This window comes from Marinobacter sp. UBA5687 (assembly GCF_002420325.1).
Classification (GTDB): Bacteria; Pseudomonadota; Gammaproteobacteria; order Pseudomonadales; family Oleiphilaceae; genus Marinobacter; species Marinobacter nauticus.
Genome location: NZ_DIHV01000132.1, coordinates 1 through 20498, shown reverse-complemented (window position 1 = coordinate 20498; position 20498 = coordinate 1). Strand labels below are relative to the sequence as shown.

Below are 20498 nucleotides of genomic sequence, written 5' to 3'. Positions count from 1 at the left end.
TCTACTGCTTCACGTACGGTGTTGAACACCGGCAGACCCAGATGCTCAGTGCCGCCCTTACCGGGGCTGACACCGCCTACCATCTTGGTGCCATAGGCAATGGCCTGCTCAGAGTGGAAGGTACCCTGTGCGCCGGTAAAGCCCTGGCAGATAACCTTGGTGTCTTTGTTGATCAGGATGCTCATTATTTACCCCCTGCGGCTTTAACGACTTGCTCTGCGGCGTCCGCCAGGCTGGTGGCGGCGATGATGTTCAGGCCACTTTCGGCGAGTACCTTGGTACCCAGCTCCGCGTTGTTGCCTTCCAGACGAACCACAACAGGTACTTTAACGCCGACTTCTTTAACCGCACCGATGATACCCTCTGCGATCATGTCGCAGCGAACGATACCACCGAAGATGTTAACCAGAACGGCCTGTACCGCGTCGTCAGACAGGATGATCTTGAACGCTTCGGATACGCGCTCTTTGGTTGCGCCGCCGCCTACGTCCAGGAAGTTGGCAGGCTGGCCACCGGACAGCTTGATGATGTCCATGGTGCCCATGGCCAGGCCAGCACCGTTAACCATGCAGCCGATGTTGCCTTCCAGCGCAACATAGTTGAGCTCCCACTTGGCCGCTTCCGCTTCCCGGGAGTCTTCCTGGGAGGGATCGTGCATCTCGTGGATTTTCTTCTGACGGTACAGTGCGTTGCCGTCTACACCTACTTTGGCGTCGAGGCAGTGCAGGTCACCAGCCGGGGTGATCACCAGCGGGTTGATCTCAACCAGAGCCAGGTCGCACTCTTCAAACAGTTTGGCCAGGCCCAGGAAAATCTTGGTGAACTGACCGATCTGCTTGCCTTCCAGGCCAAGCTTGAATGCCAGTTCACGACCCTGGTACGGCTGCGCGCCGACCAGCGGATCAATTTCGGCTTTCAGGATCTTTTCCGGAGTTTCTTCGGCAACCTTCTCGATTTCCACGCCACCTTCAGTGGAGGCCATGAAAACGATACGACGGGAACCACGGTCTACCACAGCGCCCAGGTAAAGTTCCTGATCGATGTCGGTGAGGGATTCAACCAGAATCTTGCTGACTGGCTGGCCGTTTTCGTCGGTCTGGTAGGTAACCAGGTTCTTACCCAGCCACTTTTCGGCGAATTCACGGATCTCTTCTTTGCTCTTGACCAGCTTTACACCGCCGGCCTTGCCGCGACCACCGGCGTGAACCTGGGCTTTCACTACCCAGCCGTCACCGCCGATTTCGTCTGCCGCTGCTACGGCTTCCTTGGGAGTATCGCAGGCAATGCCTTTGGATACGGGCAGGCCGTACTCAGCGAACAGCTGCTTGCCCTGATATTCGTGCAAATTCATAGTTAATGTCCCGTCTATTGATGGAGGATAACCACGTACGGAAATGAACCCGTCAGTGCACCGCCATTGGTGCAGCTGGAACGAATTCGTTCTGGCAGGCCAGGGATCGCCTCGGCCTGCCGGTCACGCATGCGAAAAGCCGCCGTTATGATGGCAGCGGGGCGCCCCAGTTGGCGCCCCGTATTCCGACAATGCGTTACTTCTTCTTGCGACGGTTGGCGACGTGAATCGCACCGCCAGCAACGGCCAGGGCCGCTTCGTGCACAGACTCGGACAGAGTCGGGTGCGCGAAACAGGTCAGAGCCAGATCTTCTGCACTGGAACCGAATTCCATGGCGATCACGCCCTGGGCAACGATTTCAGACGCCTGCGGACCCACCACGTGGAAGCCAAGAATACGGTCGGTCTTCGCATCTGCGATGATCTTGACCATACCGGAAGCCGCATTGGCTGCCATGGCACGACCATTCGCCGCAAACGGGAAGGTTCCGACGTTGTATTCTTCGCCTTCAGCTTTCAGCTGCTCTTCGGTCTTGCCGACCCAGGCAACCTCAGGGAAGGTATAGATGACATTCGGTATGCAGTCGTAATTGACCTGAGGCTTATGCCCGGCAATACGCTCAGCAACCATCACGCCCTCTTCAGACGCTTTGTGGGCCAGCATTGGACCACGAACCACATCACCGATGGCCCAGACACCCGGTGCTTCGGTCTTGCAGTTGTCGTCTACGAAAATAAAGCCCCGCTCATCCATGGTCACGCCGGAGTCTTCAGCCAGTGCACCATCGGTGTACGGACGACGGCCAACAGCCACGATCAGCTTGTCAAACTTGGCGTCTTGCTTGCCCTTGGAGTCTTCGTAGCTGACGTTAACCAGCTTGCGTTTGACCTCCGCGCCAGTCATGCGGGCGCCCATCACGATGTTCAGGCCCTGCTTCTGGAACTGCTTCAAAGCATCCTTGGCACACTGCTGGTCAACCGCCGGCAGGAAGCTGTCCTGCGCTTCGATCACGGTTACTTCTGAACCCAGGCGGGCCCAGACGCTACCCAGCTCAAGGCCAATAACACCGGCACCGATCACACCAAGGCGCTTGGGCACTTCGGTAAACTCCAACGCACCTTCGGAATCGACGATGTACTCACCGTCGAACGGCGCCGGCGGAATCTCGATCGGCCGGGAACCGGTGGCGATGATCACGTTGTCGGCTTCGTAGGTCTTGGTTTTGCCATCCTTGTCGGTGACTTCCACCTTACGACCGGCCAACAGCTTGCCGTGGCCGTGGATCGAGGTGACGCCATTGGCCTTGAACAGGCCAGCAATGCCACCGGTCAGCTGCTTAACGATACCAGCCTTGCGCTCCATCATCTTGGCAACGTCGATTTTCACGTCCTTGGCCAGGATGCCCATGGAATCGTAATCGTGGCTGGCTTCCTCAAACTTGTGAGTCACTTCCAGCAGGGCCTTGGACGGGATACAGCCTACGTTCAGACAGGTGCCACCGAGCACCTGGCTCTTACCGTCTTTACCAGTCCAGGACTCTACACAGGCGGTCTTGAGACCCAGCTGAGCGGCTTTAATGGCAGCAACGTAACCACCTGGGCCTGCACCAATGACAATAACGTCGAACTTATCGGACATAATCTTTCCTGTTATCGAATTCGTTGAGTGTCAGATTACACATCCAGCAGGATACGTGCCGGGTCTTCCAGCATTTCCTTGATGGCCACCAGGAACTGCACCGCTTCCTTGCCATCGATCATACGGTGATCGTATGACAGCGCCAGGTACATCATTGGCAGAATCTCAACCTTGCCATTTACCGCCATGGGGCGCTCCTGGATCTTGTGCATACCCAGAATGGCAGTCTGGGGCGGATTCAGGATCGGCGTGGAAATCAGAGACCCGAAAATACCACCGTTGGTGATGGTGAAGGTGCCACCGGTCATATCTTCAATGGCCAGTTTGCCTTCCTTCGCCTTGGTACCGTACTCGACGATCTTCTTCTCGATGTCGGCCAGACCCATAGCGTCGGTGTCACGCAGAACCGGTACCACCAGGCCACGGTCGGTGGATACCGCCACACCTACGTCCTGGTAACCGTGGTACACCATGTCGTTGCCATCAATGGAGGCGTTTACTGCCGGGAAGCGCTTCAAAGCTTCGGTAGCCGCTTTGGTGAAAAACGACATGAAGCCCAGCTTGATGCCGTGGCGCTTCACGAAGCTGTCCTGGTACTGCTTGCGCAGTTCCATGATCGGCGCCATGTTCACCTCGTTAAAGGTGGTCAGCATGGCTGCTGTCTGCTGGGCATCAACCAGACGCTTGGCGATGCTGGCACGCAGGCGGGTCATCGGAACCCGCTTCTCGGCGCGCTCGCCCTGGGCAACGTTCACCTCAGGCATCGCTGCCGGCTTGGAGGCAGCCGCTCCACCGGAAGATTTGTTGCTGTCCACGTAGTTCTGAACGTCTTCCTTGGTAACACGGCCGTCTTTACCGGTGCCCTTTACCGCGCTCGGGTCAACGTTGTTTTCTTCGGCCAGCTTGCGGGCAGCCGGGCTCAGAATGGCATCACCGGAAGCAGCTTCGGATTTCTCCTCGGCTTTCGGTGCTTCGGCTTTCGCTTCAGACTTGCTCTCGGCCGGCTTGGATTCACCTGCTGCGCCTTCCTTGAACTTGCCGATGACCTCACCGCTTTCCACGGTGTCGCCTTCGTTCTTGAGAACTTCTTCGATCACACCATCCGCCGGCGCAACCACTTCGAGCACAACCTTGTCGGTTTCGATATCGACAATCAGCTCGTCACGGGAACAGGCCTCACCCGGCTGCTTGTGCCAGGTCGCGACGGTGCCTTCGGCAACCGACTCAGGGAAAACGGGGGCTTTAATCTCTGTTGACATTACGGATCCTTAGTTCGGTAGCTCGTCAGATTTCAAACGCGTCGTTAACCAGTTTCTTCTGCTCTTCAATGTGAACAGACATGTGTCCACAGGCAGGAGCAGCAGAAGCCTCACGACCGGCATACTGGAGATATAGCTTGGGATTCAGGCGCTGCAGTGCGTTCCGCATGTGATGCTGACTGCAATACCAGGCTCCCTGGTTCATCGGCTCTTCCTGACACCAGACCACATGCTTGAGCTTGCTGTACTGGCTCAGCAGTTCGTCCAGGTCATCGCTCGGGAACGGGTACAATTGTTCGATACGAACAATCGCGACATCGTCCCGCTCATCCGCCTTCTTCTTCTCCAGAAGATCATAGTAGACCTTGCCACTGCAGAGGATCAGGCGAGTCACTTTTTTCGGATCGGACGGCTCTTTCTCCGGCAGAATTGTCTGGAATGTGCCGGATGTCAGGTCGTCCAGACCCGAAATGGCTTCCTTATGGCGCAGCAGGCTCTTGGGCGTAATGGCAACCAACGGCTTGCGCAACGGACGCTTCACCTGCCGACGCAACATGTGGAATACCTGAGACGGTGTAGTCGGCACACAGACCTGAATATTGTGTTCGGCACACAGCTGCAGGAAACGCTCCAGACGGGCGGAACTGTGTTCCGGCCCCTGCCCTTCATAACCGTGTGGCAGCAGCAGTGTCAGGCCACACAGTCGACCCCACTTATGCTCACCACTGGTCAGGAACTGATCAATCACCACCTGGGCACCGTTGGCGAAGTCACCAAACTGGGCTTCCCAGACAATCAGCGCGTTCGGCGTCGTGGTGGAATAACCGTATTCGAACGCCATCACCGCTTCTTCAGACAGCAGTGAGTCATAGATGTCGAACTTCGGCTGATCGTCTTTCAGATTCTGCAGGGAAATATGAGTAGACCCATCTTTCTGGTTATGCAGAACAGCATGACGGTGCGAGAAGGTGCCCCGGCCCACGTCCTGACCAGTCAGGCGGATCGGGTGGCCTTCGTTCAGCAAAGTGGCATAGGCCATCATTTCGCCGTAGCCCCAGTTCAGGGACAGCGCGCCAGCCGTCATCTTCTCGCGATCATTAACAATCTTGGAAACCTGGCGCTGTATGCTGAACCCTTCCGGCACTTCAGTCAGCTTCTTGCCCAGTTTCTGGACGGTTTTCAGCGCAACGCTGGTCTTGCACTTCGCTGTCCACTCATGGCCCAGATACGGAGCCCAGTCCACGTAAAGCTCTTTGTTAGGCTCTTTAACCAGGGACTTGACCACGTGATCACCCTTGTCCAGGGCGTCCCGGTAATCAGTCTCCATCTGCTTGGCTTCATCTTCGGTGATCACACCGGCTTCAACCAGCTGATCCGCGTAGATCGCACGAGTGGTCTTCAGCTTGCGGATCTTGTCGTACATCAGCGGCTGGGTCGCTGCCGGCTCATCCGCCTCGTTGTGGCCACGACGACGGTAGCAAACCAGATCAATCACTACATCGCGCTTGAATTCGTTGCGGTAGTCCATCGCCATCTGGGTGGCAAACATCACCGCTTCAGGATCGTCGGCGTTCACATGCAGAATCGGCGCCTGAACCATCTTGGCAACGTCGGTGCAATACTCGGTGGAACGAGCATCTTCCTGTTTGCTGGTGGTGAAGCCAACCTGGTTGTTGATCACGATGTGGATGGTACCGCCAACACCAAAGCCCCGGGTCTGGGACATCTGGAAGGTTTCCATCACTACGCCCTGCCCGGCAAACGCAGCGTCGCCGTGCATCACAATGGGTACCACGGTACTGCCATCGGTATCGCCACGACGGTCCTGACGGGCGCGGACCGAGCCTTCCACTACCGGGGATACGATTTCCAGGTGAGACGGGTTGAAGGCCATGGCCAGGTGAACCTCGCCACCTGGCGTCATCACGTTTGAGGAGAAGCCCTGGTGGTATTTCACGTCGCCGGAGCCGGAATCCGCGAGCTTCTTGCCCTCGAATTCATCAAACAGTTCTTTCGGATTTTTGCCCAGGGTGTTGACCAGCACGTTCAGTCGACCGCGGTGGGCCATGCCCAGCACGATCTCTTTGGCACCATAGGAGCCCGCACGCTGAATCAGCTCGTCCAGGCAGGGGATCAGACTTTCACCGCCCTCGAGACCAAAACGCTTGACGCCCGGATAACGGGAACCCAGGTATTTTTCCAGCCCTTCAGCAGCCGTCAGGCGCTCAAGGATATGCTTGCGGGTTTCGGTCTCGTATTCCGGACGGGAACGAACAGGCTCCATACGTTGCTGGAACCAACGCTTGATGCGCGTGTCTACCACATGCATGTATTCAGCGCCGATGCTCTCGCAGTAAGTCTGGCGCAGGCCCTGAACAATATCGCCGAGTTTCATGCTCTCGGAACCAAAGTTCAGAGAGCCGGTCTGGAACTCCAGATCAAGATCGGATTCGCCCAATTCGTGGAATCGCGGGTCCAGATCTTCTACCTGAGGACGTTGCCAGACACCCAGAGGATCAAGCTTTGCTTCCTGGTGACCGCGGAAACGAAAAGCGTTGATCAGCTGCAGAACACGGATCTGCTTTTTATCAGCGTCGGACGTAGCACTGGCAGGCACGCCATTGGTCGCCAGAAAACGCTGATTGCGGGAGATGTGCTCAAACTGCTCGCGGATGGTGGAGTGAACGATGTCGCGGCCCTGATAGCCATCGACGCTCGGGAGTTTGTCGAAGTAACTCCGCCACTCTTCTGGAACTGCGTTGGGGTCTGTCAGGTAGGTTTCAAAAAGCTGTTCAACATAGGCAAGATTGCCACCCTGCAGGTGGGAAGTCTGCCATAACTGCTCCATGATGCTTTCGTGCATTTTGAATAGCTCACCTTGGGCTGGTGCGGGGGAGCCAGTATGGTCGGCCAGGGGTAATTCTCAGTCAATACGGGTTATTACGGCATGACTTTGGCCACCACACCCGGCAAGGATGTTTTCCGTCCCCAGTGATTTTTATACTCAGCAATACTGTCCGGTGACTGGATAAGCGCACCGAAACAGCGTGCATAAGTTTGCACCCCGGTAAGACTTTTGACTATAAGCCTTTGGTTGAAGGCCCCGCATATAGCGAGGCCTTCAGGGGTACTAACTGGTGTCAGAATACCAGTATAGCTGGTGCTGCGAATTTTGCCGGTCAGGTGGCTCTTTGCAGCAACAGGTTCCGGATATGGCCAATTGCCTTTGTGGGGTTCAGGCCCTTCGGACACACACTGACACAGTTCATGATGCCACGGCAGCGGAACACGCTGAACGGATCGTCCAGGTTCGCCAAACGCTCTGCCTGGGCGGTATCACGGCTGTCGGCCAGGAAGCGATAAGCTTGCAACAGACCAGACGGACCGATGAACTTGTCCGGATTCCACCAGAAAGACGGGCAAGCGGTAGAGCAGCAGGCACAGAGAATACACTCGTACAGGCCGTCCAGCTTCTCACGATCTTCCGGAGACTGCAGACGCTCGATGGCTGGCGCAGGGTTGTCATTCACAAGGTACGGCATCACTTTTTCGTACTGCTTGTAGAACAGACCCATATCAACCACCAGATCACGAATGACCGGAAGACCAGGCAGCGGGCGCAAAACCAGCTTGTTGTTCTTGACCACATCGGAAACCGGTGTGATGCAAGCCAGGCCGTTCTTGCCATTCATGTTCATACCATCTGAGCCGCAAACGCCCTCACGACAGGAACGGCGAAATGCGACAGTCGGGTCCTTTTCCTTGGCCAGCGCCAAAACATCCAGAACCATCAGATCTTTGCCTTCCGGCAACTCAATCTCAACGTCCTGCATGTAAGGGGCGTTGTCAGTTTCCGGGTTATAACGGTACAGACTTACCAACATTTTCAGGATACCCCCTTAGTAGGTCCGGATCTTCGGCTCGAAGGTCGGAACCGTTTTCGGTGCAAAGTTCACGTCACGCTTGCCAACGCGCTTGTCCAGCGGGAAGTACATGGAGTGCTTCAGCCAGTTCTCGTCGTCACGCTCGGTGAAATCGTTACGGGCATGGGCACCGCGACTTTCTTTACGCTCAATCGCAGACTTGGCGGTCGCATAGGCAACTTCGTACAGGTTGTCCAGTTCCAGCGCTTCGATACGGGCGGTGTTGAATGCCTTGCTGGTATCAGTCAGCTTGGTCTTGCGAACCCGCTCACCGATTTCTTCCAGCAGCTTCAGCCCCTTCTCCATGCTTTCGCCGTCACGGAACACGCCGAAGTAGAGCTGCATGCAGTTCTGCAGGTCTTTACGAACCTGAGCCACATCCTCACCCTCACTTGCACTGTCCAGACGCTCCAGACGAGCCATGGCACGCTTGATGTCTTCGTCGCTTGCGCCGTCGACCTCGAAACCACCACGCAGCTGCTCCTCAATGTGCAGACCAGCCGCACGACCAAATACCACCAGATCCAGCAGAGAGTTGCCACCCAGACGGTTGGCACCGTGTACAGACACACAAGCGGCTTCACCGCAGGCAAACAGGCCCGGAATCGGCTTGTCATTGCCGTTTTCATCCTGAGTCAACGCCTGACCACCAACGTTGGTCGGAATGCCGCCCATCATGTAGTGACAGGTCGGAACCACAGGCACGGGCTCTTTGACCGGATCAACGTGAGCAAAGGTACGGGACAGCTCACAGATACCCGGCAGACGCAGGTTCAGGGTTTCTTCGCCCAGGTGATCCAGCTTCAGCAGTACGTGATCCTTGTCGGGACCACAGCCGCGGCCTTCCAGAATTTCCAGAACCATGGAGCGGGCAACAACGTCACGACCAGCAAGGTCTTTGGCGTTCGGAGCATAACGCTCCATGAAACGCTCACCTTCGGAGTTGATCAGGTAACCACCCTCACCCCGGCAACCCTCAGTTACCAGCACACCGGCACCGTGGATACCGGTCGGGTGGAACTGCCACATTTCCATGTCCTGAACCGGGAAGCCGGCACGCAGGGCCATACCGATACCGTCACCGGTGTTGATCAGGGCATTGGTGGTTGACGCATAGATACGACCGGCGCCACCGGTTGCCAGAACGGTCGCCTTGGCCTTGATGTAGCAGACTTCACCGGTCTCAATTTCGATACCGACAACACCGACCACTTCATCTTTACTGTTCTTGACCAGGTCCACGGCGTACCACTCGTTCAGGAACGAAGTGCCGCCTTTGAGGTTAGCCTGGTATAGCGTGTGCAGCAGAGCATGACCGGTACGGTCGGCTGCGGCACAGGTACGGGCAGCCTGACCGCCCTTACCGTAGTCCTTGGACTGACCACCGAACGGACGCTGATAGATACGACCCTGCTCGGTACGGGAGAACGGGAGGCCCATGTGCTCGAGCTCGAACACTGCCTGCGGACCGACGGAGCACATATACTCAATCGCGTCCTGGTCACCGATGTAGTCAGAACCTTTCACAGTGTCGTACATGTGCCAGCGCCAATCGTCGTTGGGATCAGCGCTTGCGATCGCACAGGTAATGCCGCCCTGGGCGGATACCGTGTGCGAACGGGTCGGAAATACTTTCGTGATACACGCGGTATCGAGACCGGATTCGGTCAGCTGGAGGGCGGCTCGCATACCGGCACCGCCACCACCGATAACAATCGCGTCGAACGACATGGTCTTGATGTTAGCCATCGATTAAAGCCCCCAAAGAATCTGAATGCCCCACACGACATATACAAACATTACGAGCACACAGGCTGCCTGAAGCAGAAAACGCGGCATCGCGGATTTGATGTAGTCGGTAGAAACTGTCCACAAGCCAACCCACGCGTGCCCGGCAATGGACAGCAGCGCAAGCAGACTGAAGATCTTGAACCATCCCTGAGCAAACAATGCAGACCACGCCTGGTAGTCAACATCGGTGGTCACAAAGAAGCCAAGCAGGAACAGCGTGTACAGAGCTAATACGTAGGCTGTTACGCGCTGGATGATCCAGTCCTGAATACCGTTACGACCAATATTCGTTACACTGTTCATGCCCATACCCAGACTCCTGCCAGAACGATGAGAACAACGGAAACCGCAATCGTGGCTTTCGCGGCGAGGCGCCCGCTTTCAAGCTCTTCGCCAATACCAGCGTCCATCAACAGGTGTTTGATACCTGCAACCAGGTGGTACAGCAGAGCAGACAGGATGCCCCAGATGATCAGCTTCGCCAGGAAGCTGTCCAGCAGCTCATTCACCCGGTTAAAGCCATCTTCTCCGGAAAGGGAGAGATCCAGGCCGTACATCAGGAAGGCAACACCTACGAAGATGATGATGCCGCTGATGCGATGCAGGATCGAAGTAATGGCTGGCAGCGGGAAATGAAACTTGCCGAGATCGAGATTTACTGGTCGTTTGCTATTCACAGCGCTCTCACACTCTCTCTTGGTTCCGCGGGACCGCAAAACGGTGGCGGATGGTTGGTATGTTGGGACCGGAGAATCGGTACGATACCGATAACCGATTGGTTCAGGAGGGCGGATGACTACCCGGTAGCTTGCTATACTCAAGCCCATAAGCCGGTTCATCCCCGATTCCGGGCTACGGATTATAAGGAGACACCCCGGTAATTACAAACTTGCAATCGCCCTCCAGGCCTTGCAGATTGCAGCCTCTACCCATCTATAAGGCTTATTGACAAAACCAATTTCCGCCCCAGGGGCCCGATATTCCGGATATCCCTCATTTACAAACGGGAAGAAATTTGCCGTTTTCTCCGCGAGTGCATTGACAAAAAAAGCTGACGCCCTATATTTTGCCGCCAGTTTTGCGATAATACGCGCTTTCTGGCGCATCTACACATGCAGAAAAGCTGTTATAGCTAATCAGACAGGAGAGCACCATGACCGACAGGAAAGCCACGCTCTCGGTGGGAGATAAGTCCATTGAGCTACCGGTTTATTCCGGCACCGTCGGCCCTGACGTTATTGACGTACGCGGCCTGGTACAGGAAGGCGTTTTCACTTACGACCCCGGATTTGTATCCACCGCAGCCTGCGAATCGGCCATCACATACATCGATGGCGCCAACGGTGTGTTGCTGCACCGCGGCTACCCCATTGACCAGCTGGCCGAGCACTCCGACTTCCTGGAAGTCTGCTACCTGCTGCTGAACGGCGAACTGCCCAGCGAAGAAGAAAACAAGCGGTTCCACGACACCATCAAAAACCACACCATGCTGCACGACCAGATGCGCAACTTCTTCAACGGCTTCCGCCGTGACGCGCATCCAATGGCCATCATGTGTGGCGTTGTGGGCGCGCTGTCTGCGTTCTATCACGACCAGATGGACGTTTCCGATCCCAAGCAACGTGAAATTACCGGCCATCGCCTGATCGCGAAAATGCCGACCATTGCGGCATGGTGCTACAAGTATTCCATGGGACAGCCGTTCATGTATCCACGGAACGACCTGTCCTACGCAGAGAACTTCCTGCACATGATGTTTGGCACTCCGTGCGAAGAGTACAAGCCAAATCCTGTTCTGGCCAACGCCATGGACAAGATCTTCATTCTGCACGCTGACCACGAACAGAACGCGTCCACCTCCACCGTTCGCCTTGCAGGCTCTACCGGCGCCAACCCATACGCCTGTATTGCGTCCGGCATTGCCGCACTCTGGGGCCCGGCTCACGGCGGCGCGAACGAAGCGGTACTGGACATGCTGGCCGAGATTGGCGACGAGTCCAACATCGAGAAGTTCATTGCCAAGGCAAAAGACAAGGACGATCCGTTCCGCCTGATGGGCTTCGGCCACCGGGTTTACAAGAACTTCGATCCACGCGCCAAGGTCATGGCTCAGACTGCCCACGAAGTATTGAGCGAACTCGGTCTGGAAAACGATCCGCTGCTAAAAATTGCCCAGCGCCTGGAAAAGATCGCCCTGGAAGACGAGTACTTCGTTCAGCGCCAGCTGTATCCGAACGTCGACTTCTACTCCGGCATCATCCTGAAGGCCATCGGTATTCCGACCTCCATGTTTACTGTTATCTTCGCCATGTCCCGTACCATCGGCTGGTTCTCCCACTGGAACGAAATGGTCAGCGGTGCCAACCGTATCGGCCGTCCGCGCCAGCTGTACACCGGCTCGCCGAAGCGGGATTACCCGAAGAAGTAAGCACACCGCTTGCCTTCAACCAGAAAAAAGCCGCTGACTTCAGCGGCTTTTTTTATTTCCCGGTCAGTCTTTCGCCATGCTAACGACAGTCCGCCGGCAGTAGTTTTTCAACAGCGTTCTGACCATAGCAACTCCAGAATAACCCGTTATCGGCGACCTCCGGCTCCAGAACGATGTATTCCGACTCTCCGGTTTCATCAACCCCCATCTCAATGCCGATCACACCACCGTCATAGACATCGATAGTATAGTTTTCGCCAGAGCCCCCGAAGGTACCGCCATAACCAAGCTCCGCCATCGAGCTCGGCCAGGCCTGGTGTTCACTGACATAGGCATCGACAGAATCCGTAACCCCCAAGCCTTCCAGGTAAGCATCCTGATAACGACTTCTCTCTACGTATTCCTGATACTGAGGAATCGCAACAGCGGCCAGTATGCCGACAATGGCCACCATCACGAGCAAGGACGCAGCCCCTCCCCCAACCCCGAGCCTCGGGACGAACAGAGCGAAAAACCAGGCTAACTTGCTCCGCCCCGGGTGAGATACTTCACGCCCTTCCGACAGGGCAATGGCCGCTGCCATTCGCTTGGTGAGCCAGGGGTAGTCTCCCGTTATTTCGTTGAAGGACATCCAGAAGCCGTTGGTCACAGCCACTTGCCCTACAAATGCGTCCACGTTGATGGTTTGCCAGCGGGTATCGCCAGCAGCGATTGCTGCCAGCGCTGCCTTGATGTCCTCCGGTGACTGACAGCAGGCTACACCGTAGCGATCACACGTGTATTCTTCGGCACGCCGCAACGCCGGCCCGATTACAGGCAGCCAGGCAGCGGGTGCCAGCACCGGCCCCCAGGAAAGATGGCGCCGGTGAATATGACCCAACTCATGACCGATGTAGAAATCAATAGCGTCCGGGCGCTCTTCCAACGCATCAACAACATCAGTGAACAGCACAACAAAATGCCGTCCAAGAAACTTGGTCGCAAGTGCATTGAAAAAGTCCGTCCGCAGGAGGTAGGCTTCCGGCACCTCCTTTACCCCAACCTTTTCGCAACAACTAATAAGCCGGTCATAGAGATCCGGATATTGCTCGCGACTGATTCGCACCCCAGACCCCTTCAGGTGTGAGATGAAAGCCGAATGGGCAAAGAGAAAGAACACGTACCCCACCAACAGATACAGCAATACAATACCGAGCGTCCCCAGTATCAGAGCCAGCCAGATGGCCACAGCAAGCACCGCCGTCACCAGCAGCAACGGTTTTTCATGTTTGTATACCAGATTCATTCACTTCCCTCACGAATAAACTACAGGCGGCATCACGGCCTCCCCCATTCGCTGAACAACAAGGATAAGAAGCACCGGGAGACCCGAAAACTGGTTTCTCACGGCCTGTAAGCATCCATGCGGCTAGCCTGCTAAGTATAAGAAGGCCTGGAAGCGCCTGCTATCGTATGCGCCTGAAATAGGCAGATAGTTTACCGGTCTGTGATTAGCGTCATGCCTGCATTGAGCATTCTGTGAGCCCAGACCAATGGATACCCCGCGAACGGTCGAAAAGGGTTTCAATCCTTTCGGCTCGATTTCATAATCAAAGCACACTGACACTCACCGACTGGAGTAAATCAATGACAACAACGGTAGCGTTTATTGGCCTGGGCGTAATGGGTTATCCCATGGCGGGGCATTTGGCAAACGCAGGACTTTCTGTCCGTGTCTGGAACCGGTCTGGCGAGAAGGCAACACAATGGGCGTCAGAACATTCAGGCGCCGCCTGTGATTCGATCGCGCTCGCTGTCAGAGACGCAGATTTTGTCATAACCTGTGTTGGCGCTGACAAAGATCTGATCGAAGTATTTGAAGGCGACGAGGGAATCATCGCAAACGCTCCAGAGGGCGCCATCCTGATTGACCACACGACGGCATCTGCGGGGATTGCCGAACGCCTGGCCGAGTCCGCTGGCGCCCGCAAACAGGCTTTTATCGATGCGCCGGTTTCGGGTGGTCAGCAAGGCGCCCAGAATGGCGCACTCACCATCATGTGTGGCGGCGCCGAGCAGGCGTTCGAAAAAGCCAGGCCGGTCATGGCGCACTACGCTCGTGCGCTCAACCTGATGGGCCCGGCGGGCAGCGGGCAGAAAACCAAGATGGTGAACCAGATTGCCATTGCCGGGTTGGTTCAGGGGCTTTCAGAGGCGCTGCACTTTGCCGAACAGGCAGAGCTGGATGTACGCAAAGTGGTGGATGTCATTTCCAAAGGCGCGGCGCAGTCCTGGCAGATGGAAAACCGTTCAGGAACCATGATTGACGGTGAGTTCGATCACGGGTTTGCGGTTGACTGGATGCGGAAGGATCTGGGGATCTGCCTGGAGGAGGCAAGAAAAGTGAATGCGTCGCTGCCGGTTACCGCACTGGTAGACCAGTTCTACGCGGATGTGCAATCCATGGGCGGGCGGCGCTGGGACACATCGTCTCTCATACAGAGACTACGCAAGTTCCGTTAACGCGCCAGCGTATACGAGAATAACACACCCTCGCCTTCTCAAAGGCGGGGGTGCGCCCCCATCTGGCCTACTTTTTCTTGTCTCGCGGTACCCAGCGACCATTTTCATACCACGCTGACCACCCCGTCGCCTTGCCGTCTTTCTCCGACATGACGTACTGCTCTTTTGATTTTCGGCTGTAACGGATCACCGTCGGATTGCCTTCGGGGTCCTTTTCCGGGGCATCCATCAGATAATCGTATTTCGGGTCGATTTCCTTTCGGTGCGGTTTGATCTCCATCACCAGTGGCGGCCGGGTTTCCCGATTTTTCGGGAATTTACTGGCCGCCAGAAACAGGCCGGAAGCGCCATCACGCAGTACGTAGGTATCGTCCACCTTATCGCACTTGAGCTCTGGCATCGGCACCGGGTCCATCTTGGGGGGTGCCGGCTCACCATTTTTCAGCAACTTACGGGTGTTCTTGCATTCGCTGTTGGTACAACCGAAGTACTTGCCGAATCGGCCGGTCTTGAGCTGCATCTCGGAGCCACACTTGTCACATTCCAGCGTCGGCCCATCGTAACCTTTGATACGGAACGTACCCTCTTCAACCTCGTATCCTGAGCAGTCCGGATTGTTACCACACACGTGTAGCTTGCGCTTCTCGTCGATCAGGTAGCTGTCCATGGCCGTTCCGCATTTCGGACAGCGGCGCTTTTTCCGGAGCAGTCGGGTTTCGCCTTCCCCTTCCACGTCGTCGTCAGCGCTCACCACTTCGTCACCAGACACCAGGTTAATGGTGGTCTTACAGCGCTCCTTGGGTGGCAGCGAATAGCCGGAGCAGCCCAGGAACACCCCGGTACTGGCCACCCGGATCTGCATATTCCGGCCACAGCTCGGGCACGGTATATCGGTTTCCGTAGGAGTATTCGCGCGCATACCGCCATCCGTCTTTTCAGCGCTTTCCAGCTGATTACGGAATTTGGCGTAGAAGTCATTCAGCACTTTTTTCCACTGAACCTCGCCCTCGGCGATCTCGTCCAGCTCATCTTCGAGGCGCGCGGTGAAATCGTAATCCATCAGATTCGGGAAGGATTCCGCCAGTCGCTCGGTAACGATTTCGCCCATCTTCTCCGCGTAGAAGCGGCGATTCTGAAGCTTTACGTAGCCCCGATCCTGAATAGTAGAAATGATGGACGCATAAGTGGACGGCCGGCCGATCCCCTGCTTTTCGAGCTCTTTGACCAGGCTGGCTTCGGTGTACCGGGGCGCCGGCTTGGTAAAATGCTGGGTCGGATCCAGTTTCTTGAGATCCAGGGGCTGATCCACCTTGATATCCGGCAATGCCACGTCTTCATCTTTCTTGGAGGACTGCGGCGCAGCCTTCAGGAAGCCGTCAAACTTGACGATTCGACCCCGGGTGCGCAGCTCGTAGTCGCCGTTGGCCACCACAATAGAGGTACTCAGGAATTCGGCATCTGCCATCTGACAGGCAATAAACTGGCGCCAGATCAGGTCGTAGAGCTTCTCTGCGTCTTTTTCCAGGCCGGTAATATCCGTTGGCCTGCGAGCAACATCGGTCGGGCGAATCGCTTCGTGAGCTTCCTGGGCGCCCTCCTTGCTGCCATAGACCCGCGGCTTCTCAGGCAGATAACGTTCGCCAAACTGCTTCTGGACGAAGTCACGACAGCTGGATACGGCATCCTGGCTCAGATTGGTGGAATCCGTACGCATGTAGGTAATGAAACCGGCCTCGTACAATCGCTGGGCCAGCATCATGGTTTTCTTGACGCTGAAACCCATGCGGTTACTGGCCGCCTGCTGCAGCGTGGAGGTAATAAATGGCGCGGATGGGCGAGACCGGGTCGGCTTGTCTTCGCGCTTGGCCACCTTGAAGCCGCCAGCCTTGAGCCGCTCAACGTGCTCCTTGCTCTGAACTTCGTTGACAGGGCGGTAGGGCTTGTCGTTATAGCGGGTTACTTCGAACCGGACCGGGTCTTTGGTGCGTTCTGCAGCCAGGTCTGCATGCAATTGCCAGAACTCTTCCGGCACAAACTTACGGATCTCCCGCTCCCGTTCCACAATCAGTCGTACGGCGACGGATTGCACACGGCCCGCAGACAGACCGCGGGCAATCTTTGCCCACAACAGCGGCGAGACCATATAACCCACAACGCGGTCCAGGAACCGTCGGGCCTGCTGAGCGTTAACCCGGTTGTTATCGAGGTTGCCCGGATCCTTGAAAGCTTCCTGAATCGCCCGTTTGGTAATCTCGTTGAACACCACACGACGGTATTTGTCCGGCTCGCCGCCAATGGTCTCCTGAAGATGCCAGGCAATCGCCTCCCCTTCTCTATCCAAATCCGTTGCCAGATAGATGTGGTCGGCAGACTTGGCCAAACGCTTGAGCTCGCTGACCACCTTTTCCTTGCCAGGCAGAATCTCGTAACGGGCGCTCCAGTCATGGTCGGGATCAACACCCATGCGGGCTACCAGTTGCTCCCGGGCCTTACGCTTCTTGTGCTCGGCCTTCTCGTCCGGGCTCATCTTGCGCGTGGCCGCCGCCTGTTTCGCCCGTTCTTTTGGGTCTGACTGGCTGCCGCTGCCACTTACGGGCAGGTCGCGGATGTGGCCAACACTGGACTTCACGATAAAATCCGAGCCCAGGTACTTGTTGATGGTCTTCGCTTTCGCTGGCGACTCGACAATAACGAGACTTTTACCCATATCGGAGATCTGTATCCTTGGCGATCAATCGGTCAATATCTGAACAGAACCGTAAACTCGCATAAAAATCAGGCAACTGGAAAACACAAAGGCTGCCATTCTGTATAGGCTCACTGTTTTACAGGGTCAAGATTGGCAAGACAACCCATTCTTTGATTTCAATCAGCCTTTTTTCCGGGTTCCGTCGCATTTTGCGCGTCCGGAAACAGGAAGGCCCGGCATATGCCGGGCCTCCTGACTGAGCTCACTAATCAGATACTCCTGATCAGATACGCTCCCACACAGTGGCAATGCCCTGACCAAGACCGATACACATGGTGGATACACCAAGCTTACCGCCTTTGGCCTGCATGATATTCAGCAGTGTGGTGGAGATACGGGCACCGGAGCAGCCCAGCGGATGGCCAAGAGCAATCGCGCCGCCGTTCAGGTTCACCTTCTCTTCCATGACGCCCAGCAGTTTCAGGTCTTTCAGAACCGGCAGGGACTGGCCAGCAAAGGCCTCGTTCAGTTCCCAGAAGTCGATATCTTCAACTTTCAGGCCTGCACGCTTCAGGGCCTTCTTGGTGGCCGGTACCGGGCCGTAACCCATGATCGCGGGATCGCAACCAGCCACGGCCATGCTGCGGATCTTGGCAATCGGGGTCAGACCCAGAGCTTCTGCCCGCTCGGCGGACATCAGCACCATGGCAGACGCACCATCGGTCAACTGGGAAGAGGTACCGGCAGTCACCGTACCATTTTTCGGATCGAACGCCGGGCGCAGCTGGCCAAGGGACTCAGCTGTGGTTTCCGGACGAATGGTCTCGTCTTCTTCGATCAGCTTCACAAAGCCGTTTTCGTCGTGGCCTTCAATCGGAACGATTTCGTTCTTGAAGCGGCCTTCCTGGGTGGCCTCGTGGGCCAGGCGATGGGAACGGGCGCCGAACTCGTCCTGCTGCTCACGGGTGATACCGTGCATCTTGGCCAGCATTTCCGCGGTCAGGCCCATCATGTTGGACGCCTTGGCGGAGTACTTGGAAGCAGCCGGGTTGTGGTCGAAACCTTCGGTCATGGGTACGTGGCCCATGTGCTCAACACCACCGACCAGGAACACATCACCGTTACCAGTCTGGATAGCCTGCGCCGCGGTGTGGATAGCGCTCATGGCGGAACCACACAGACGGTTTACGGTCTGGGCAGCAGACTCGTGCGGGATACGGGTCAGCAGGGAAATCTGCCGCGCCACGTTAAAGCCCTGCTCCTTGGTCTGGTTTACACAGCCCCAGATCACATCTTCTACTTCTTTCGGGTCGAGCTTCGGGTTGCGCTCAAACAGTGCTTCAATCAGCGCAGCCGACAAAGTCTCGGCACGTACGTTGCGGAAACAGCCGTTTTTGGCACGACCCATCGGAGTCCGCACGCAATCGACGACGACAACGTCTCTCGGATTAAGGCTCATAGATCTTTCTCCGTTCGGAAATCTCGTTAGGGTTAGCCAAAGAACTTCTTGCCAGTCTTGGCCATTTCACGCAGCTTCTCGGTCGGCGCGTACAGCGGGCCAAGATCTGCGTACTTGTCTGCCAGTTCGACGAACTTGTCGACGCCCATGTCGTCGATGTAGCGCAATGCACCACCACGGAACGGAGGGAAGCCGATACCGTAGATCAGGCCCATGTCTGCATCGGCCGGGTCTTCAACAATGTTGTCTTCCAGGCAGCGAACGGTTTCCAGGCACAGAGGAATCATCATGCGGGCGATGATTTCTTCTTCATCGAAGTCTTTGCTGCCGTCAACCACAGGCTCGATCAGCTTGTAGGTTTCTTCGTCGACAACCTTCTTCGGCTTGCCCTTCTTGTCTTCTTCGTATTTGTAGAAGCCCTTGTCGTTCTTCTGGCCGTAACGGTTGTTCTCGAACATCACGTCAATGGCAGACTTGAAGTCGGCCTTCATGCGCTCGGGGAAACCGTCAGCCATAACTTCGTTGGCGTGTTTGGCGGTATCCATGCCGACAACGTCCAGCAGGTAAGCCGGGCCCATGGGCCAGCCGAACTTTTCCATCACCTTGTCGATCTTCTGGAAATCGGCACCGTCACGTACCAGCGCGGCAAAACCACCGAAGTACGGGAACAGAACACGGTTAACCAAGAAGCCCGGGCAGTCGTTTACGACGATCGGGGTCTTGCCCATCGCTTTGGCGTAGGCAACCGTAGTCGCGATAGCGCGGTCACTGGTCTTCTCGCCACGGATAACCTCAACCAGCGGCATCATGTGCACCGGGTTGAAGAAGTGCATGCCACAGAAGTTCTCCGGACGCTTCAGGTTTTTGGCCAGAAGGTTGATAGAGATAGTGGAGGTGTTGGAGGTAAGAATGGTGTCTTCGCGAACCGCATCTTCAGTTTCACGCAGAACAGCATCTTTCACCTTCGGATTCTCAACAACGGCTTCAACCACCAGGTCGACGTTCTTGAAGTCGCCGTAGTTGAGGGTCGGAGTGATCGCGTTCAGAACGTCACCCATCTGGCCGGCGTCCATCTTGCCCTTGGCAACACGCTTGGACAGCAGCTTCTTGGCTTCATTCAGGCCAAGCTTGATGCCGTCCTGATTGATGTCCTTCATGATGATCGGTGTACCTTTCAGTGCAGACTGGAACGCAACACCGCCACCCATGATTCCGGCACCCAGTACAGCGGCCAGATTCACATCAGAAGCTTCTTTTTCCCAGGCACTGGCTTTCTTCTTCAGGGCCTGGTCGTTCAGGAACAGACCAACCAGACACGCGGCAACATTGGTCTTGGCCATCTTGGCAAAGCCTTTGGCCTCAACCTCAATCGCCTTGTCGCGGGTCATGCCGGCATGCTTCTGCATGGTCTTGATCGCTTCCACCGGCGCCGGGTAGTTCTTGCCAGCCTTGCCGGC

The 20498-nt window shown here is 56.2% G+C and carries 15 protein-coding genes and 1 pseudogene; 2 read left to right on the top strand and 14 right to left on the bottom strand.

Annotated features, from left to right (window positions below; translation table 11 throughout):
- From B3Y70_RS14740 to B3Y70_RS14695, 10 genes and pseudogenes are all read right to left on the bottom strand, one after another.
- A pseudogene (locus tag B3Y70_RS14740) lies at window positions 1-185 on the bottom strand (succinate--CoA ligase subunit alpha); the annotation flags it as partial.
- Window positions 185-1351, bottom strand: coding sequence for an ADP-forming succinate--CoA ligase subunit beta (gene sucC / locus B3Y70_RS14735; protein ID WP_011784665.1), 1167 nt, complete (start codon window positions 1349-1351; stop codon window positions 185-187). The gene sucC and the pseudogene B3Y70_RS14740, both read right to left, overlap by 1 nt.
- Window positions 1352-1547: 196 nt before the next feature.
- Entirely contained in the window at window positions 1548-2990 is a 1443-nt protein-coding gene (gene lpdA, locus B3Y70_RS14730; RefSeq protein ID WP_011784664.1) for a dihydrolipoyl dehydrogenase, read from the bottom strand.
- Window positions 2991-3025: 35 nt separating this feature from the next.
- Window positions 3026-4249 carry a 2-oxoglutarate dehydrogenase complex dihydrolipoyllysine-residue succinyltransferase gene (gene odhB / locus B3Y70_RS14725; protein ID WP_014421717.1) on the bottom strand — a complete coding sequence of 408 codons (1224 nt, stop codon included), beginning with the start codon at window positions 4247-4249 and terminating at the stop codon, window positions 3026-3028.
- A gap of 25 nt (window positions 4250-4274) precedes the next feature.
- Window positions 4275-7112, bottom strand: coding sequence for a 2-oxoglutarate dehydrogenase E1 component (locus B3Y70_RS14720; RefSeq protein ID WP_011784662.1), 2838 nt, complete (start codon window positions 7110-7112; stop codon window positions 4275-4277).
- Window positions 7113-7428: 316 nt separating this feature from the next.
- Window positions 7429-8133, bottom strand: a complete 705-nt coding sequence (locus B3Y70_RS14715; RefSeq protein ID WP_011784661.1) for a succinate dehydrogenase iron-sulfur subunit — start codon at window positions 8131-8133, stop codon at window positions 7429-7431.
- A 15-nt stretch (window positions 8134-8148) separates the two neighbouring features.
- The gene (gene sdhA / locus B3Y70_RS14710) at window positions 8149-9921 is read right to left on the bottom strand and encodes a succinate dehydrogenase flavoprotein subunit (protein WP_011784660.1); all 1773 of its coding nucleotides are present in this window, start codon (window positions 9919-9921) and stop codon (window positions 8149-8151) included.
- Between the two features lie 3 nt (window positions 9922-9924).
- Entirely contained in the window at window positions 9925-10266 is a 342-nt protein-coding gene (sdhD, locus tag B3Y70_RS14705) for a succinate dehydrogenase, hydrophobic membrane anchor protein (RefSeq protein WP_011784659.1), read from the bottom strand.
- Window positions 10263-10640 carry a succinate dehydrogenase, cytochrome b556 subunit gene (gene sdhC, locus B3Y70_RS14700; RefSeq protein WP_011784658.1) on the bottom strand — a complete coding sequence of 126 codons (378 nt, stop codon included), beginning with the start codon at window positions 10638-10640 and terminating at the stop codon, window positions 10263-10265. The genes sdhD and sdhC overlap by 4 nt, the downstream gene beginning before the upstream one ends.
- A gap of 204 nt (window positions 10641-10844) precedes the next feature.
- Window positions 10845-11069: a hypothetical protein gene (locus tag B3Y70_RS14695; protein WP_288590005.1), complete on the bottom strand. Its 225-nt coding sequence runs from the start codon at window positions 11067-11069 to the stop codon at window positions 10845-10847.
- Window positions 11070-11116: 47 nt separating this feature from the next.
- Here B3Y70_RS14695 and gltA point away from each other — a divergent pair, with 47 nt between their 5' ends.
- Window positions 11117-12391, top strand: coding sequence for a citrate synthase (gene gltA, locus B3Y70_RS14690; protein ID WP_011784657.1), 1275 nt, complete (start codon window positions 11117-11119; stop codon window positions 12389-12391).
- A gap of 79 nt (window positions 12392-12470) precedes the next feature.
- On the opposite strand, the gene B3Y70_RS14685 is transcribed toward gltA, so the two are convergent.
- Entirely contained in the window at window positions 12471-13676 is a 1206-nt protein-coding gene (locus tag B3Y70_RS14685; protein ID WP_286896189.1) for a M48 family metalloprotease, read from the bottom strand.
- 341 nt (window positions 13677-14017) lie between these two features.
- Between B3Y70_RS14685 and B3Y70_RS14680 the strand changes: the two genes are divergently transcribed.
- Window positions 14018-14893, top strand: a complete 876-nt coding sequence (locus B3Y70_RS14680) for an NAD(P)-dependent oxidoreductase (protein WP_011784656.1) — start codon at window positions 14018-14020, stop codon at window positions 14891-14893.
- A 67-nt stretch (window positions 14894-14960) separates the two neighbouring features.
- Here the strand turns inward: B3Y70_RS14680 and topA are convergent, their stop codons facing one another.
- The 3 genes from topA to B3Y70_RS14665 form a co-directional block, all read right to left on the bottom strand.
- Entirely contained in the window at window positions 14961-17600 is a 2640-nt protein-coding gene (gene topA / locus B3Y70_RS14675; protein WP_288590003.1) for a type I DNA topoisomerase, read from the bottom strand.
- 265 nt (window positions 17601-17865) lie between these two features.
- On the bottom strand, window positions 17866-19041 hold the full coding sequence (fadA, locus tag B3Y70_RS14670) for an acetyl-CoA C-acyltransferase FadA (RefSeq protein ID WP_011784654.1): 1176 nt from the start codon (window positions 19039-19041) through the stop codon (window positions 17866-17868).
- A 32-nt stretch (window positions 19042-19073) separates the two neighbouring features.
- Window positions 19074-20498, bottom strand: a 1425-nt coding sequence (locus B3Y70_RS14665) for a 3-hydroxyacyl-CoA dehydrogenase NAD-binding domain-containing protein (RefSeq protein ID WP_288590002.1), incomplete at its 5' end; no start/stop codon positions are given.

Coding starts and splice junctions, on each gene's coding strand:
- B3Y70_RS14715 (WP_011784661.1), bottom strand. CDS start 8,133: ATGTTGGTAAGTCTGTACCGTTATAACCCGGAAACTGACAACGCCCCT.
- B3Y70_RS14720 (WP_011784662.1), bottom strand. CDS start 7,112: ATGCACGAAAGCATCATGGAGCAGTTATGGCAGACTTCCCACCTGCAG.
- B3Y70_RS14680 (WP_011784656.1), top strand. CDS start 14,018: ATGACAACAACGGTAGCGTTTATTGGCCTGGGCGTAATGGGTTATCCC.
- topA (WP_288590003.1), bottom strand. CDS start 17,600: ATGGGTAAAAGTCTCGTTATTGTCGAGTCGCCAGCGAAAGCGAAGACC.
- sucC (WP_011784665.1), bottom strand. CDS start 1,351: ATGAATTTGCACGAATATCAGGGCAAGCAGCTGTTCGCTGAGTACGGC.
- odhB (WP_014421717.1), bottom strand. CDS start 4,249: ATGTCAACAGAGATTAAAGCCCCCGTTTTCCCTGAGTCGGTTGCCGAA.
- B3Y70_RS14695 (WP_288590005.1), bottom strand. CDS start 11,069: ATGCGCCAGAAAGCGCGTATTATCGCAAAACTGGCGGCAAAATATAGG.
- fadA (WP_011784654.1), bottom strand. CDS start 19,041: ATGAGCCTTAATCCGAGAGACGTTGTCGTCGTCGATTGCGTGCGGACT.
- sdhA (WP_011784660.1), bottom strand. CDS start 9,921: ATGGCTAACATCAAGACCATGTCGTTCGACGCGATTGTTATCGGTGGT.
- lpdA (WP_011784664.1), bottom strand. CDS start 2,990: ATGTCCGATAAGTTCGACGTTATTGTCATTGGTGCAGGCCCAGGTGGT.
- gltA (WP_011784657.1), top strand. CDS start 11,117: ATGACCGACAGGAAAGCCACGCTCTCGGTGGGAGATAAGTCCATTGAG.
- sdhD (WP_011784659.1), bottom strand. CDS start 10,266: ATGAACAGTGTAACGAATATTGGTCGTAACGGTATTCAGGACTGGATC.
- B3Y70_RS14685 (WP_286896189.1), bottom strand. CDS start 13,676: ATGAATCTGGTATACAAACATGAAAAACCGTTGCTGCTGGTGACGGCG.